This window comes from Nostoc sp. DedQUE04 (assembly GCF_034530995.1).
Taxonomy (GTDB): domain Bacteria; phylum Cyanobacteriota; class Cyanobacteriia; order Cyanobacteriales; family Nostocaceae; genus Nostoc.
Genome location: NZ_JAVRCA010000010.1, coordinates 172301 through 187128, shown reverse-complemented (window position 1 = coordinate 187128; position 14828 = coordinate 172301). Strand labels below are relative to the sequence as shown.

11 protein-coding genes are annotated in these 14828 nt (G+C 39.9%); 7 read left to right on the top strand and 4 right to left on the bottom strand.

All coding sequences use genetic code 11. From position 1 onward, the window contains the following. Positions 1 to 399: 399 nt before the first annotated feature. Entirely contained in the window at positions 400 to 1107 is a 708-nt protein-coding gene (gene rpiA / locus RM049_RS09855) for a ribose-5-phosphate isomerase RpiA (protein WP_322686746.1), read from the bottom strand. 244 nt (positions 1108 to 1351) lie between these two features. Here rpiA and RM049_RS09850 point away from each other — a divergent pair, with 244 nt between their 5' ends. Continuing rightward, entirely contained in the window at positions 1352 to 2029 is a 678-nt protein-coding gene (locus tag RM049_RS09850) for an S-layer homology domain-containing protein (RefSeq protein ID WP_322672417.1), read from the top strand. 30 nt (positions 2030 to 2059) lie between these two features. On the opposite strand, the gene RM049_RS09845 is transcribed toward RM049_RS09850, so the two are convergent. After that, positions 2060 to 3391: a hypothetical protein gene (locus tag RM049_RS09845; RefSeq protein WP_322672418.1), complete on the bottom strand. Its 1332-nt coding sequence runs from the start codon at positions 3389 to 3391 to the stop codon at positions 2060 to 2062. Positions 3392 to 3601: 210 nt separating this feature from the next. Between RM049_RS09845 and RM049_RS09840 the strand changes: the two genes are divergently transcribed. From RM049_RS09840 to RM049_RS09820, 5 genes are all read left to right on the top strand, one after another. Further along, on the top strand, positions 3602 to 3793 hold the full coding sequence (locus RM049_RS09840) for a hypothetical protein (protein ID WP_322686748.1): 192 nt from the start codon (positions 3602 to 3604) through the stop codon (positions 3791 to 3793). Between the two features lie 269 nt (positions 3794 to 4062). Beyond that, the gene (locus RM049_RS09835; protein WP_322704045.1) at positions 4063 to 6906 is read left to right on the top strand and encodes a DUF3131 domain-containing protein; all 2844 of its coding nucleotides are present in this window, start codon (positions 4063 to 4065) and stop codon (positions 6904 to 6906) included. Positions 6907 to 7156: 250 nt separating this feature from the next. Further along, positions 7157 to 9151 carry a glycosyltransferase gene (locus RM049_RS09830; RefSeq protein WP_322704044.1) on the top strand — a complete coding sequence of 665 codons (1995 nt, stop codon included), beginning with the start codon at positions 7157 to 7159 and terminating at the stop codon, positions 9149 to 9151. A gap of 278 nt (positions 9152 to 9429) precedes the next feature. Further along, a complete protein-coding gene (locus tag RM049_RS09825) occupies positions 9430 to 10143 on the top strand; it encodes a PIG-L deacetylase family protein (protein WP_322704043.1) in 714 nt (237 codons plus the stop codon). 75 nt (positions 10144 to 10218) lie between these two features. Beyond that, the gene (locus RM049_RS09820) at positions 10219 to 10545 is read left to right on the top strand and encodes an STAS domain-containing protein (protein WP_322704042.1); all 327 of its coding nucleotides are present in this window, start codon (positions 10219 to 10221) and stop codon (positions 10543 to 10545) included. Between the two features lie 42 nt (positions 10546 to 10587). Here RM049_RS09820 and RM049_RS09815 read toward each other — a convergent pair whose 3' ends face one another. Further along, the gene (locus tag RM049_RS09815) at positions 10588 to 11775 is read right to left on the bottom strand and encodes a SpoIIE family protein phosphatase (RefSeq protein WP_322704041.1); all 1188 of its coding nucleotides are present in this window, start codon (positions 11773 to 11775) and stop codon (positions 10588 to 10590) included. A gap of 150 nt (positions 11776 to 11925) precedes the next feature. Between RM049_RS09815 and RM049_RS09810 the strand changes: the two genes are divergently transcribed. Beyond that, on the top strand, positions 11926 to 12354 hold the full coding sequence (locus tag RM049_RS09810; protein WP_322688042.1) for an anti-sigma regulatory factor: 429 nt from the start codon (positions 11926 to 11928) through the stop codon (positions 12352 to 12354). 20 nt (positions 12355 to 12374) lie between these two features. On the opposite strand, the gene RM049_RS09805 is transcribed toward RM049_RS09810, so the two are convergent. Then, positions 12375 to 14828, bottom strand: a complete 2454-nt coding sequence (locus RM049_RS09805; protein WP_322704040.1) for a hybrid sensor histidine kinase/response regulator — start codon at positions 14826 to 14828, stop codon at positions 12375 to 12377.

Here is a 14828-nt window from a genome sequence, read left to right as displayed (position 1 = left end):
TGAGCAGATAAGTACCGAGTCCTGAGTTTTGAGGGATTTCCCAAAAATTTTCCCATATTTTTATCGGGCAGGGTTCTTGCCTGTCTATTTTACGGGATGTAGTTGTTGGAATTCCTGAAGTGAGAAAGACCTCCCCACGATCACAACAGTTTTATCTTTCTCAGATGATAGCGCGGGAGTGCGGCAAGCTTAAAGCGGAAGACGGGCTAAGGCTATTTTTGAGGTTTTATAGAAAATTAGGCTAAAGTTTAGTGTCAAAACAGAATTCAGAAGTCAGAATTCAGAATGAATGATGTACAACTGGCGAATTTGGTGAAATTTCTGTTTAAACTCACTAGAATCTTGCTTAATTTTGGATTTTAGATATCTCTAAAATCTAAAATCCAAAATCTAAAATTTTTACAGTTGCCGCACTAATGGCTGACCATCTTTGACTTCGCCAATTAAAACTAAATCGACACAGTTAACAAAGATACCATTTTCCAGAACACCGGGAATGTTATTCAATGTCTTTTCTAGGCTGACTGGATCTTCAATAGAGTCGAATCTGACATCTAAGACAAAGTTGCCTTGGTCAGTGATTACTGGCCCAGCTTTTTTTACACCCATGCGGAGTTCTGGTTTACCACCGAGTTTTTTAATGGCATTGGTTACAGGAGTAATTGCCATTGGAATCACTTCCACGGGCACAGCAAAACTAGAACCTAAGCGGTCTACTAACTTGCCACTGTCTACCACGACGATGAACTGTTCTGCTAGGTAGTCTACGACTTTTTCGCGGGTATGTGCTGCACCACCGCCTTTAATCAAATTCTTCTGCGGATCGACTTCATCTGCACCATCAATGGCAATATCGATGCGGTCAATAGCATCCAAGGTGGCGAGAGGGACACCGTACTGCTTCGCCAGCACTTCTGACTGAAACGAGGTAGGTATACCAATGATATCTTTGAGTTCGCCCGACTTGAGGCGATCGCCTAAAAACTGAATCGTATATGCTGTAGTTGACCCCGTACCTAACCCGACAATGGAACCCGATTTGACTAGGGCGGCGGCGGCTTTGCCAACTTCTTGCTTCATTAACTTGACGGGATCTGTTGTTGTCATTCCCAAAACTCCTGAAAAACTGACTATAGTCCATAGTAGTGGGCGGATAACGCCAAAACATCAAAGGTAAAAAACAAGTTTTTGCTGATTTCCACTCTCCTGACGATCAAAACCAGCTGGCGTATTACGTAGCTATGCAACATCGCCTAGCCGAAATTCGTCATTAATTAACTGAGATTAAGTTTTGCGTTCACCTCAGTAACGTATTTTTTTCAATTCACGTTTGCAGCTACAAGTGGTTATTATGATCCGTCAGCTTTCAATTACTCTCTCTTTAATGGCACTCCTACAAAGCTTGCCAGCAATTGCTCAAGTACCAGAATCTACTTCTGAAATACCAGCTGATTCCATTCAACAGGTAACTGCTGTTAAATGGATGACAAATTTTCCCGATGGCAAATTTTATCCCGAAAGGTTAGTGAGTCGGGCAGAATTAGCCTCGATTATGGTAAAAGCCTTTCGCCTAGATAAAAGAGAAGCTGTTACCAAAGAAAATTTAACTATTCCAGATGTTCCTCGTTCTTATTGGGCATTTAATGATATACAGACAGTCTTAAAAACTGACATCATGAAAGGCTATCGGGGCAATGAATTCTTTCCTAACCAAAAGGTGACAAGGGCAGAAGCTCTGGCTATTTTCGCCCAGGCTTATGGTGTATTTCAATTTCCTGATGCTGCTGTAAATGAGATTCTGGCTTCACATCCAGATGAAAAGTCTATCCCAACTTGGGCTAGAAAAGCGATCGCGACAGTAGCTACTGAGGGATTTCTGAATACAGATGCTCAAGGTAATATTTCTCCATTAAAACCCGTAACCCGTGGGGATATGGCTTATGTATTGAGTAAATATTTGCAACGACAACAGCAACAACCCGAAACACCAGAAGTTCCGATGATTCCAAATAGCCCACAATCACCCTAGCTAGACTTTTTCTAGCCGACGTACTTAAAATCAGTTTTGACCCGGATTTTTATATTTGTCTCGAAGTTGGCGAAGAAGATATACGGAATTAGACTGTGTTGGTTGCTGCAACACATTATTCCCATAATTAGTTTGTGGTGGTTGTGTAGGTTGTTGCAAGCCATAATTCCCATAATTAGACTGTGGTAGTTGAGTTGGTTGTTGCAACACATTATTCCCATAATTAGTTTGTGGTATTTGGGTCGGTTGCTGCAAGCCATAATTCCCATAATTAGTTTGTGGCAGTTGGGTTGGTCGCTGCAAGCCATAATTCCCATACCCTACAGGGTTTGTGGGTGTGACAACACTTTGACTCGGACTTTGGCTAGAGTAAGGTACAGTATTACTTGGTGCTACATTAGGGACTACTTGACCGTTATTTAAATTAGTGTAGGTATTGTAGGGATTTTGCGGTAAGTTCGTACCCGTACTTAACCCATTATTAGGGACTACTTGACCGTTATTTAAATTAGTGTAGGTATTGTAGGGATTTTGCGGTAAGTTCGTACCCGTTGATGTGTTACCTGTCCCAGTAGTTAACCCAGTGTTTGGTAGAGAATTCTGACTGGTTAAGCTATTGCTGGGTGGCATTAAGGTTGTTCCTGGAGCGGAAACTTGCCCTACAGCATTTGTCTGAGTTGCAGTGGTACCACTGAAGCTAGACAATTTCTGGTTTGTCGATTGATTAAGCGCTGCTTGCAGAGGGTCGATAGAGAGAGAATTTTGATTCTTATTGGTTTGATTAGTGAATCCAACACCCAGGTTAGAAGATGTTTGGTCTCCCCCTGTTGGTTCAGACGCCGTATTAAAAGTTTTAAGACCTAGAAACGGGTTATTACTATCAACTGTTCCAGTACGCAATAAATTGTCTGTTTGTTGAACAAAGGGATTTTTCGCGGCTGGGGAGCTGTCGCCGTTAACACTTAAACCAGGATTTAATTTGGTATTATTAGCAGACTTTTGTTTGTTGATGACATCATCTAATAAGCCTTTGCTCTTTTTTGCCTCAGTCTGTTGTTCAGGCGCATTTGCCGTTGATGAAAGAGTTCCTTGCTCAAAGTCATTAAATAAAGCTGGCAGGTTATCAATATCTGCTGCAATAGCTTTGTTTTCTTCTGACAGGGAGGAATCAGCAGACTTTTGTAAAACGACTGGTTTTTTTTGCTTATAAGCGAAAATATCTGGGTTTGACCAGTATTCCCAGGTTGCTAGCCCAACTACAGATAAAAAAATCGCAGTTCCCCAAAAACCAGGCCGCCCTAGATTCCATAACCTGGCTTTGAGATAGCGTAAGTAGGCGGGAGGATAATGACGATGTGGCATGGGATTTGCTAAGTGAGATTTACTATAAATTGGTAAAATTCAACGGAAGAGGCATTGCTGTTTGATGCTTTTATTGCCTGGGAAGGAAATATCTCAACTAAAGTTCGATTGTGATTTCATCGTAACTTCTCAAGAAATTATTAGTTATAAGTAAGTCAAAAATTTACCAATCACTATTTTAAACTAAACTGTTTAGTCTAAAAATTAATTTTGAGTATCTTAGCTGCGATCGCCCCAACTTCCATTTTCGCTATCTTGATTTTCTACAGGACTAGGACTAATAACTCATCGATGGTGCTTACCGAAGAATGGATAGCTACTGCGATATCTACAATATTCACCTTGGGCAGCAGAGGTGGCATCTCTGCGGTAGAAATATTTAAAATAGTTAATTACAAATAATTACTAACTGTAATTATTTGTAATCTATACATATAGAAATAAATTTTCTCTATAAAATCTCTTTTTGGACAAAATACAAACTTCTTCCGTATATAGTCCCCATTTAAGGAAACAGTATAGAAAATTTCCGTATAATTCACCCTGATTTCCAGAATTTTTCCGAATATCATTTACTAGCGCTACTTGACTCATTCAATACATCTCTATTTATGAATATAGCTGTACAGATGTGCTATGACGTTGCTAAGTCCTAACTCTTTCTTTGCATTATGATATACAAACCCCCTCAACAAAAGCTGTTGAGATGGATTGCATTGTTCCTAATTGGAACATTTCTGCAATTTTTGTTTTACATCCCGACACCAGTCTTATCTCAAAATTCCAATAGCTGTAGCAATATTACAACCCCGCTCACATCTGAAGAACAAACTTATGCTCGTGCGGCTTGGCAGTATTTTGTCAAAAATTATCAGCCAGCAACGGGATTTACCAATTCTACTGGGGGTTATCCTTCAGGTACACTCTGGGATATGGGTAACTACCTGATGGCATTGAATGCTGCACGATGGTTGAATCTTACCGATCAAGCAGACTTTGATTCCCGCCTCAATAAGTTTTTGACGACTCTTAGCAGTCTAAAGTTATTTGAAGATGCTTTGCCCAATAAAGTCTATAACGCAGCCACTGCACAGATGGTTGATTATGGTAACAATCCACTAGAGCGTGGTCTTGGCTGGTCTGCTTTGGATGTTGGGCGGATATTGGCTGCGTTTGATGTCATCCGTACCTGTCATCCTCAATATAATGACTGGCTCAAAGGAATTATAGCGAAGTGGCAGGTGGCGCGATCGCTCAAAGATGGACAACTTTATGGCGCGACTGTTCTTCCTGACAACAAAACCTTACTAGTGCAAGAGGGACGACTCGGCTACGAAGAATACGGCGCTAGGGGTTATCAACTTTGGGGTTTCTCTGCACCCAAAGCTATTGCTTTAGAACCATTTAAGTTAGTTGAAATTAATGGTGTGCAAATCCCTGTTGATAGCCGTGACTTTCAAAGCACCAACGCTAATAATTACGTTGTGAGTGAGTCTTATATCCTTGATGGGATTGAATTTGGCTTGCAAGGTGAATTAGCTGATTTTGCTGCCAGGGTTTTAGATGTACAAAAACGGCGTTTTGATACCACAGGTCAGTTAACTGCGGTAACAGAAGATAATATCGACCAAGCACCTTATTTTCTCTACAACACCGTTTACGCCAACGGTACAAACTGGGCAACTATTACCGATACCAATCAACCTTACCCACAGTTTCGCAGCCTCAGTACAAAAGCTGCTTTTGGCTGGCGCTATCTATTTCCAGATAATGCTTATGCCCAAAAAGTTTTTGATGCAGTCAAGGATCTTCGCAGTCCTGATGATAGCGGTTACTATGCTGGCATCTATGAAGAATCAAAACAACCCAACAAAGCTTTAACAGGTAATACGAATGGGTTAATTTTGGAGATTTTATACTACAAGGCTAAGGGAAATCACCCTTTAATTGCTTCGGCTTCTGCGAGTGTGTCTACTAGCAAGCCTAGTGAGAATGCTTCTTCTGCAACATCCTCAAATCAACCGAATTCTACTGGCAAACCTAGTGAAAATGCCTCTGGTACAACACCTGCAAATCAACCAAATTCTACTGTTACGACTCCGATCGCAACTTCTAAACCTACAGAAGTAGCTGTTGCACCGATTCCACCAGTGGATAGTCCCCAGTCATCATCTAAGCTGAAACTAGATCGATCGTTAACGCCTGTTGAACGGCGCTATGCAGAGGCGGCTTGGCGATACTTCCAAGCGAATTATCACGCTAAGAGTGGGCTGATAGACGATCGCAGTGATTTCAAAGGTGCAACCCTCTGGGGATTGGGAGATTATCTGGCAGCACTCCATGCAGCGCGATCGCTCGATACAATTACCCCGAAAGAATTTGACCAGCGCACCCGCCATCTTTTAGGAGCTTTGACAAAGTTACCGTTATTTGCAGGAGAATTGCCAAGTCGGAGTTATGATACGCGATCGCTCCAACCAATCGATTATGGTGGAAATCCAGTTCCCGAAGGAAACGGTTGGTCAGCTTTAGATTTGGGTAGAATGCTAGCAGCGCTTTACAACTTAAAAAGCTGTCATCCAGAATACACGGCTGCCGTAGATAAAATTGTCCTGGATTGGTCATACTTGCGTGTGGTGCGTGAAGGTATTCTCTCCAGTGCCACCGTTACCAAAGAGGAAGATGGGCGATATCTCACCCGCGTTAACCCCGAAATCCGCTTGGGTTATGAGGAATATGCCGCTCGTGCTTTTCAATTATGGGGGTTTAATCTCGATCGTTCTGCTATTGGGGGTGAATATCAAACTGCCTCAGTGGAGGGATTAAAAGTCCCAATTCAACGCCATCGCACAGATACTAATTCTAAAGTTAACCAATACACAGTTAGCAATCCTTTTGTACTCTATGGATTGGAGTTTGGATTAGATCCAAAAATGCGATCGCTCTTTGAACCAATTTTTCAAGCACAAGCTGAACGTTACCGCCGCACCGGCACGCTCACAGCCTCAGCCACCACCTTAATCGATCGTAAACCTTACACTGTCCACAGTACAATTACTGGACAAGGGGAGTCTTGGGTAGCTTTAGGAGACGATGGTCAACCAGTACCAAAGGGGCGATTGGTAAGTACAGCAGTAGCTTTTGCCTATAATGCCCTGCTTCCAGACAATAAGTATAGTCAACAGTTACAAGAAGGAACGACTGACTTATATAATCCATTAGTTGGATTTTATGAGGGCTTCTACGAAACCACCGGCAAAACAGCAGTTGGTTTCACCAGCAGCACCAACAGTATGATTTTGCAATCCCTACTATACAATGTGACAAATCGACAACCCTTAATTCGTCCGATTACTACTATGAACTCCCTTTGGTGGCAGACAGTTACTAAAGGAAATTCTGGGCGAGGTCTACCAAACAGCGCCACACAACAAACCAAGTTAACTTCTGATAGTTCTGGAAGTTACTGGGTTTCAGATAGTGAAAAGACTCATCTAGTAACTGGCACAAAATAACACAACCAAAACCCTGATTTTCAGGTAAGAGCAATTCATCAAATTGCCCCTACAGTCTGTAGTTTTGTATAAGTCCTAGTAATCCAAAATCCTTGTAGAGATGTAGCAATGCTACGTCTCTACATCTAGATTTGTAGCTCAATTCAGCAACGCTAATTTTGGATCGATCGAGAAAATTTGTTAGTTGCAAATTTAACTAGGGAATACTTATTTTGATGAGGATGCAGATACATTAACTATTGGTAGTAAGATGACTTCAGTTTCTCTAACAAACTTTCCTGGTAACAGCCGCTCATTACTCAAAAAAAGAACGCTGTTATTTCGTTATTTAGCAGAAATCAATTTAATTTTTGGTATCTGGTATTTGCAATGGCGCATCAGTCACTCGATCAATTTTGATGCCCTCTGGATTTCTATTCCTTTGCTGATAGCCGAGATTTACAGTTATTTCGGTGGCGTCATGTTTGTAATTGGGTTGTGGCGACCTTTAGTCAGACAAATTAAGTCTCTCGACCAGATAACCCCACCTATACCCAGAGCCGACTGGCCAACAGTGGATGTATTTGTAACCTGCTACAATGAGCCGCCGGAAATTGTCGAAAAAACAGCCAAAGCTGCCTTAGCAATGGATTATCCGCCCATCAAGTTACGCGTTTATGTGCTAGATGATGGTAACTCGGCTGAGATGCGAGCGATGACAGAAAGATTGTGTATTCAAGATTTGCAGTCACCGCAATTACAGCTAGAAGCGGAACGGATTGATGCAGAACATGCTGGATTGTTGGAGCGTTTGAAGCAACTGGAAAATCTGACACCTAATACTCAAGCTGCCGAACAATGGCTGCAAACATCATCAGAATCAGTGGTGAACCAGCCTGCGGTTGGATTTGTGCAAAGTTTGCGATCGCTGATTCTTTGGCTACCTCCGACTCATCCCAGTATTAGCGATTATCAGACAAAGACGCTACGCGATCGCCTAATTATTGAACGGAAAGCTTTGGAAGAAGCTATTTACAAAAAAGAACTAGAACTAGTTGATCTGGCTCGTTTTCGTTACATTGCTCGTCCGAAGACGCCTGGTGTTGCACATCATGCCAAAGCAGGCAACATCAATTATGCAATTTTTTCTGGAGAAACGTCAGGAAATTTTATTGTTACTCTAGATGCTGACCACATTCCCAAGCGAAATTTTCTCAAGCGAGTTCTGCCTTATTTTTACACCTATAATCTTTTAATCGGAAAATACGACCAGAATCAAATTGCTTTTGTACAGACCCGCCAGGATTTTTACAATATTCCTCCAGGCGATCCTTTTGGACATCGAGCAAATTTATTTTATGGGCCACTTCAACAAGGCAAAGATGGCATGAATGCTGCGTTTTATACGGGTACAAATGCGATTCTCAGACGTGAGGCATTAGTTAGTGTAGGACTGCAAAATTTTGCTGATGATTTTGCTAAAGATGAAAAACGTTTAGATGAATTTGATTTAGTTGGTGGGGTATCGAGTAATAGCATTACGGAAGATATGAATACAGCCATGCGTCTGCATAGTGCTGGCTGGAAATCTATTTACCATAATGAACTTTTGGCAGAAGGTTTAGCACCAGACGATCTCAGTTCTACTCTAAAACAGCGGTTACGCTGGGCACAAGGAACTATCCAAGTGCTAGTGAGGGAAAATCCACTGACAAAATCAGGGCTAACGTTTTGGCAAAGGTTGCAATATTTCAAGACGATGTATAGTTATTTCTCTGGTTTTGCAACTCTGGTTTTTATTTCTTGTCCAATTATCTATTTTTTTACGGACATTGTTCCAGTTAGAAGCTACGGGTCTGACTTTGCCATACACTTTTTCCCAGCTTTTATTATTAACCGTCTGACTTTCCTTACAGCTACTTGGGGCATTCCAGCTAGAGAAGTATGGCGTTCTGAACAATATGCGATCGCTTTATTCCCCTTATTAATCCAAGCTGTATGGAGTGTGTTCACAGGACAAAAACTCAATTTTCAAGTCACACCTAAGCAGCGACAATCCGGGATTTATCTCCGGCTTGTTTGGCCGCAGTTGGTTGTTTTTATCCTTACCATTTTGGGGATGTTATGGAGCCTTTACCAATTCGCTATTGGCCATTTAAATAATCCTGATGTTCACCTGCTCAATAGTGCATGGGCTATTTATAATTTATTACTTTTGTGGGCGATTATCCGCGCATCTGTTTGGCAGCCTCCAAAAGAGGTTTAAAAGGTAAGTAATACCATTTTGGATTTTAGATTTTAGATTTTGGATTGTGAAATCTCCATTGGATAAGTGTTTCAGTTTTCCATCTGTCGCAATCATTTTTCAAATTGGTATAAGAGAAGTGAGCTGAAGGAAGATGACTACTGATATCAATTCAAAATTCAAAATTCAAAATTCAAAATTAAGAAAACCAGACATAACAAGGGTTTGGGAGTATGTATCTGTTGCATTCTTTTTTTAAATTGGTATGACTTATAAATCCAGCCTAGAAAAAAACAGCTATGAACACTCATTCAGACTTAAAAAATTTTGGTCAGCGAACTGTCTTAACAATTTATGCTCATGCTGATGATGAAGTTCTACCTGCTGCTGGTACTCTTAGTCTGATGTCTAAGGCAGGATGGAATGTTCGTTGCTTAATTTTGACTGATGGCGGTCTTTCTAGTTCGCCTGTTAAGGGTACACGTTATCAAGAAGCGGATGCGGCTGGTAAAATCATCGGTGCAACTTATGAGTTTCATACACTTGAGGAGTGCAATTTCTCCACACAAGCAGTGATTAAAGTTACTGAAGAAGCTCTTGGGCGTTGGCAACCGGATCTGATTATTACTCACGCACCACAACCGGAAAAATATGGGCATAGAGATCATGAAGTGTGTGCGATCGCAGTTTCTAATGTTGCTACCCGCAAAAATATACCCTTGTGGTATTCAGCACCACCTGTTTTTTTGCGTGGTTTTGAACCCAACTTTTTTGTAGATATCACCTCTGTAATTGAGGAAAAAGTTGCCGCGATCGGTTGTTATGAATCAGAGTTAAATAAAGCATTTATGCAACTTGATGCCATACTTGTTCTCTCTCGCTTCTGGGCACGTGAGTTAGGTCAAAAAGATGGCTATTTTGAAGCTTTTGAAATTTCTCGGCAATGGGTTGATGCTAGCTTTTTTATGGCAATCGCAAATAATAGTCATCAGCCAGTAGTAAAACCAAGCTAATTACAGACTTTCTCTATTGCGGTTTGCCTTAATTCAATGCCAAAATATAACTATCATAATGGGGGGAATAAAACCATGAATTTGAGCGTAAAAGTACTAGAAATATCTGGAATTTTAGATGGAATTAGAGGTAATGAATTACGTCGTGAAGTTAGCAGTATGCTGGCAAATGGCGCTGATATTTTGTTAATAGATATGAAAGAAGTAAAGTTTATTGATAGCTCTGGTTTAGGTGCCTTAGTATCAGCAATGCAAATGGTACGAACTGCTAAAGCTAAACTGTTTGTTTGTTCAATCAGCGATCAAGTTAGAATGTTGTTTGAACTAACTAAAATGGACAGAATTTTTCAAACCTTTGCTGACAAAGATGACTTTTATCGTCAAGTATTAGCAACACAATAAGCTGTTAAACAATTCAAATGTAAGTATGCATAACTGACTATTCTAACCAAAGTTAACTTTGACTAAAGATAAGTCATCATCAAGATTATCTTGATTTTTTAAGGTGAGAATTTTTGCTAAGAGTTGATTGAGATTACAGGTATTCTGACTATATTTGGTTAGTAAGTCAATGAATGCATCGATCCCCCAAATTTTACCATCTGACTGATTAATTTCATAAGCACCATCACTAAAAATGTATAAAGTGCTGTTTTCTTCAACCTGAAAAACAGCATCCTCAAATTTGACTTCAGGCAAAAAGCCAATTGGTAAATCTAAAGAAGTTAGCTGTTTAACTTCGATGTTGTTTGTGGAGGTATTAGATAACAGTAAAGCTGGTGGATGTCCGGCGTTGGCATAAATGAGTTGACGTTTAAGGCGGTGATAAACTCCATACCAGATTGTAAAGTATTTATCACCGTGCTTACTCATTTGGAAGGCATGATTGAGAGCTTTTAGGACTTCACTTGGTTGACAAAAGTTAGTGTTTGGTAGAGATTGCGATCGCAAAACATTCTGTACGGATACCGATAGGAGGGCAGAACCCACCCCATGACCAGATACATCTAACAAATAAATTGCCAAATGATCCTCGTCAATCCAATAATGGTCGAAGCAATCGCCTCCTAGCTGCGCTGAGGGAATAAACAGATTTTCTGTAGTTACTGCTCCTACAAGCGGTGAGGGTAAAAGCGATCGCACATAATCAGCGGCCTCAGCCAATTCTGCTTCCAAAATTTGCTTTTGAGTTTGCAAATCCTGATTTAGTGTTTCCAAAGCTTGCTTTTGACTTTGCAAATCCTGATTTAGCTGGTGTAACCTTAGTCCTGCTCTTACCCGTGCTTTCAATTCATTCATCTCTATTGGTTTGGAAATAAACTCATCCGCTCCAGCATCAAGTCCCCTAACTCTATCTTCCTCCTCTCCTCGAGCTGCTCCCCTAGCTGTCAGTAAAATAAAAAAAGTAGTTGCCAACTCTGGATCTGTTCTAATTCGACGGCACACTTCTAACCCATCTACCTGTGACATCATCCAATCACAGATAATCAGGGCAGGATGTAGCAGTTGTGCTTGGATAATTCCTTCTTCACCATTGCTAGCTACAGTAGTCTCATAACCCTGCCTTTGGAGTGTGCTTTTCAGTACTGCTCGCACTGTCGGGTCATCATCAATAACCAAAATTTTAAACATAAATTACAGTTTACTAAGTAAAATAATTGGTAAATAGTTGCTTTAATTTAAGTTATATGCAATTTGGTTTTTAATGTATAGTAAAAATACTCAAATTAAATAATCTAATTAACGAATATGATAATTTCACGATATTTTATTAGTTAAGAAGTGAATAATAAAATTTATCTCAAAGTCAACACAGACCTGACAGTTTCACCTCAAGTTTTGTCTTGGTTCGAGCAGATGAATCAACCACCTATTCTCGATCAAGAAATTTGGTGGCAATGTCAAACGCTGATGATGGAAGGCTTTACTAACATTGTCGAACATGCCCACAAAAACTTACCTATTGAAACTCCAATTGAGATGGAAGCTGTGCGGTTAGATGAATACATAGAAATTCGCATCTGGTCTCAAGGCGAACCATTTGACTTAGAACAGCAATTGCGCCAAACATCTGAATTCGAGGATAACAATCGAGAGCGCGGCCGGGGTTTAAAAATTATGTCCGCCATTGCCGACAAATTGAGTTATGAGCCGACAGTAGATAATCGTTACTGTTTATTTATTAGTAAATCTTATAAAAAATGTCTATGATTGCAGTAGGGAGATCGTGACTACTGACTGATGATTAAAAACTCTTGGATGCGTTTAATAAAATCTTCTAACTCTACAATTAAGTTAATAGTACCTCGACGCTCTTGATTGCTCGCTAATTGTTCTAGTTTTTCTGCTGCCAGATACATAGTTGTAACTCCCATATTGGCACTAGAACCTTTAATTTGATGGACTTGGAGCGCTATTTGCTCAAAGTCATAATCTGCGATCGCTATTTTAATGACTTCTAGACGAGGTTGAATATCTTCAACAAATATTTGTAGTAGTTCTAATTCAAATTCTGGGTTATTTTCTGAAAGTTGATGCAATCGTTCCCAATCAATTGGGAGTTCAACTGAACCAATATTTGTTGTCGAAACTGTCTGCTTTGTGGCCGCTGTTTCTTTTGCCTTGAATATTACATTTCCCCAATACTCTAACGTCGCGGCCAAAGTTTCTTTCATCACCGGTTTGCTCAAATAGTCGTCCATTCCAGCATCTAAACACATTTGTTTGTCTTGTTTCATTGCATTAGCTGTCATTGCAATTACTACAGGACGACGACCACTAGCAAAGCTGCTTTCTTGCCAACGATGAATTTGTTTTGTGGTTTCTAAACCGTCGAGAATCGGCATTTGACAATCCATCAGAATTAAATCATAAGGAATCTTTTCTAATAGTTGCAACGCTTCTTTTCCATTATTAGCAACATCAGCACTATAGCCTATATTTTTGAGTTGCTTCAAGGCTATTTTCTGATTCACTAGATTATCTTCAGTTAAAAGAATTCTTAATTTATATAAATCAGGAGACGGGGAAGGAGGGGACGCAAAGACGCTCTTATGCGGAGATAATAAGAATAATTTCTGACTTTTGAGAGCCAGTTGCTCCATATGTGAAGACTCGATCGCTTTTGGGATCTCTTGTTGGGAGAAGACCACACTGGCTCCTGCTGACTCCTCTGGAATAACAGAAGCGGCAATCGTAAAGTAAAATGTACTACCTGCATTAAATTCACTTTCAACCCAAATTCTGCCACCCATTAACTCGCACAGTTGCTTACAGATAGCAAGACCTAAGCCAGTACCGCCATACTGTCGAGTAATGGAGGAGTTAACTTGACTGAAAGCTTTAAATAAACGCTCTAAGCGATCGCGTGGAATTCCAATGCCTGTATCTTTAATACTAAACTGAATTTCGTCAGGATTTGCAGCAGAAGAATGATTGATATCGCTATTATTGCGGATTATAACTGAAACTTCTATACTTCCAATTTCGGTAAATTTAATCGCATTACTGATTAAATTAATCAAGACTTGGCGCAGTCTGGTGATATCCCCCACAATCATAGTAGGAAGTTGAGGACTATCTAAAAATGTGAGTTTTAAACCTTTTTCTCTAGCTGTAGGCGCAAGCAGATAAAAAGCCTCATGAATGCAATTTCGCAAAGCAAAAGGTTCCTCTTCAAGTTCTAAGTTACCCGATTGGATTTTGGAGAAGTCAAGGAAATCGTTAATAATTTTAAGTAAGGAATTTCCACTGGTGTAAATGGTTTCAACAAAATCTTGCTGTTCAGCAGTCAATTCAGTATATTGCAACAAACCGGCCATACCAATTACCGATGCGATCGGAGTCCGAACTTCATGGCTAATCATCGCTAAGAATTCCTGTTTAGCAAGTTCTGCCTGCTTTCGTTCAGTCATATCTCGCAAAATGTAAACGTAACCTTGAAAATGTTCAATTTCTGTCTTGACAATTGAGGATGAAAAAGCTACAGGAATTGTTTTACCACTTTTGGTATAACAAACGGTTTCTACTTCTTTTACTAAAAAATTTATGTCTTGACTGTGAGATATATCAATATCATCAATTATCAATGGATATTTATTGGCTTCTTCAATAACTTTTGCGATCGGTTGACCGATGAGTTCTATTTCGTTGTATTGCAATAATATTTGTGCGGCATAATTCATTTTTTTGATCTCGCCTGATAGCGTTGTCACTAACAAGGCATCCGCCATTGATGTCACAATTTGGTCAATGTATTGTTTAGAAGCCTTTAAGTTACGTAATAAAAGATTTGCTTCATTTGCACCTTGAAATAAAGATTGTTCAAGCACCATCCGCTCTGTCGCATCTTCGACAACAATGGTTAGTCGATTTCTAGAATGGTCTTCTTGGAGATTATTAGTAATACAAATGTCAATATATAAAGGAGAAGGCGTATCTTGCGATCGCATAATTCCTTTTAATTCAAAATTATCTTGTTCTCCCTGGAGAATTGCATCAAAAACATCTTCCAGTCCCTCTAATTCTGGAAACATAATCCGAACATCCTGACCTAGCTTTACTTCATTAGGAAGCTCGGCAAAATGATTTAATCCCAAAGACATCTCTAGAATTTTGAAGTTTTCATCAATTATCAAATATTCAATGCCACATACAGCTAATAGGTTTGTAAAAAATGAATTCAT

Bases quoted from the DNA above. Each gene is read 5' to 3' on its own strand.
- RM049_RS09825 (WP_322704043.1), top strand. From the start codon at position 9,430: ATGAACACTCATTCAGACTTAAAAAATTTTGGTCAGCGAACTGTCTTA.
- rpiA (WP_322686746.1), bottom strand. From the start codon at position 1,107: ATGACAACAACAGATCCCGTCAAGTTAATGAAGCAAGAAGTTGGCAAA.
- RM049_RS09805 (WP_322704040.1), bottom strand. From the start codon at position 14,828: ATGAATTCATTTTTTACAAACCTATTAGCTGTATGTGGCATTGAATAT.
- RM049_RS09815 (WP_322704041.1), bottom strand. From the start codon at position 11,775: ATGTTTAAAATTTTGGTTATTGATGATGACCCGACAGTGCGAGCAGTA.
- RM049_RS09850 (WP_322672417.1), top strand. From the start codon at position 1,352: ATGATCCGTCAGCTTTCAATTACTCTCTCTTTAATGGCACTCCTACAA.
- RM049_RS09845 (WP_322672418.1), bottom strand. From the start codon at position 3,391: ATGCCACATCGTCATTATCCTCCCGCCTACTTACGCTATCTCAAAGCC.
- RM049_RS09835 (WP_322704045.1), top strand. From the start codon at position 4,063: ATGATATACAAACCCCCTCAACAAAAGCTGTTGAGATGGATTGCATTG.
- RM049_RS09820 (WP_322704042.1), top strand. From the start codon at position 10,219: ATGAATTTGAGCGTAAAAGTACTAGAAATATCTGGAATTTTAGATGGA.
- RM049_RS09830 (WP_322704044.1), top strand. From the start codon at position 7,157: ATGACTTCAGTTTCTCTAACAAACTTTCCTGGTAACAGCCGCTCATTA.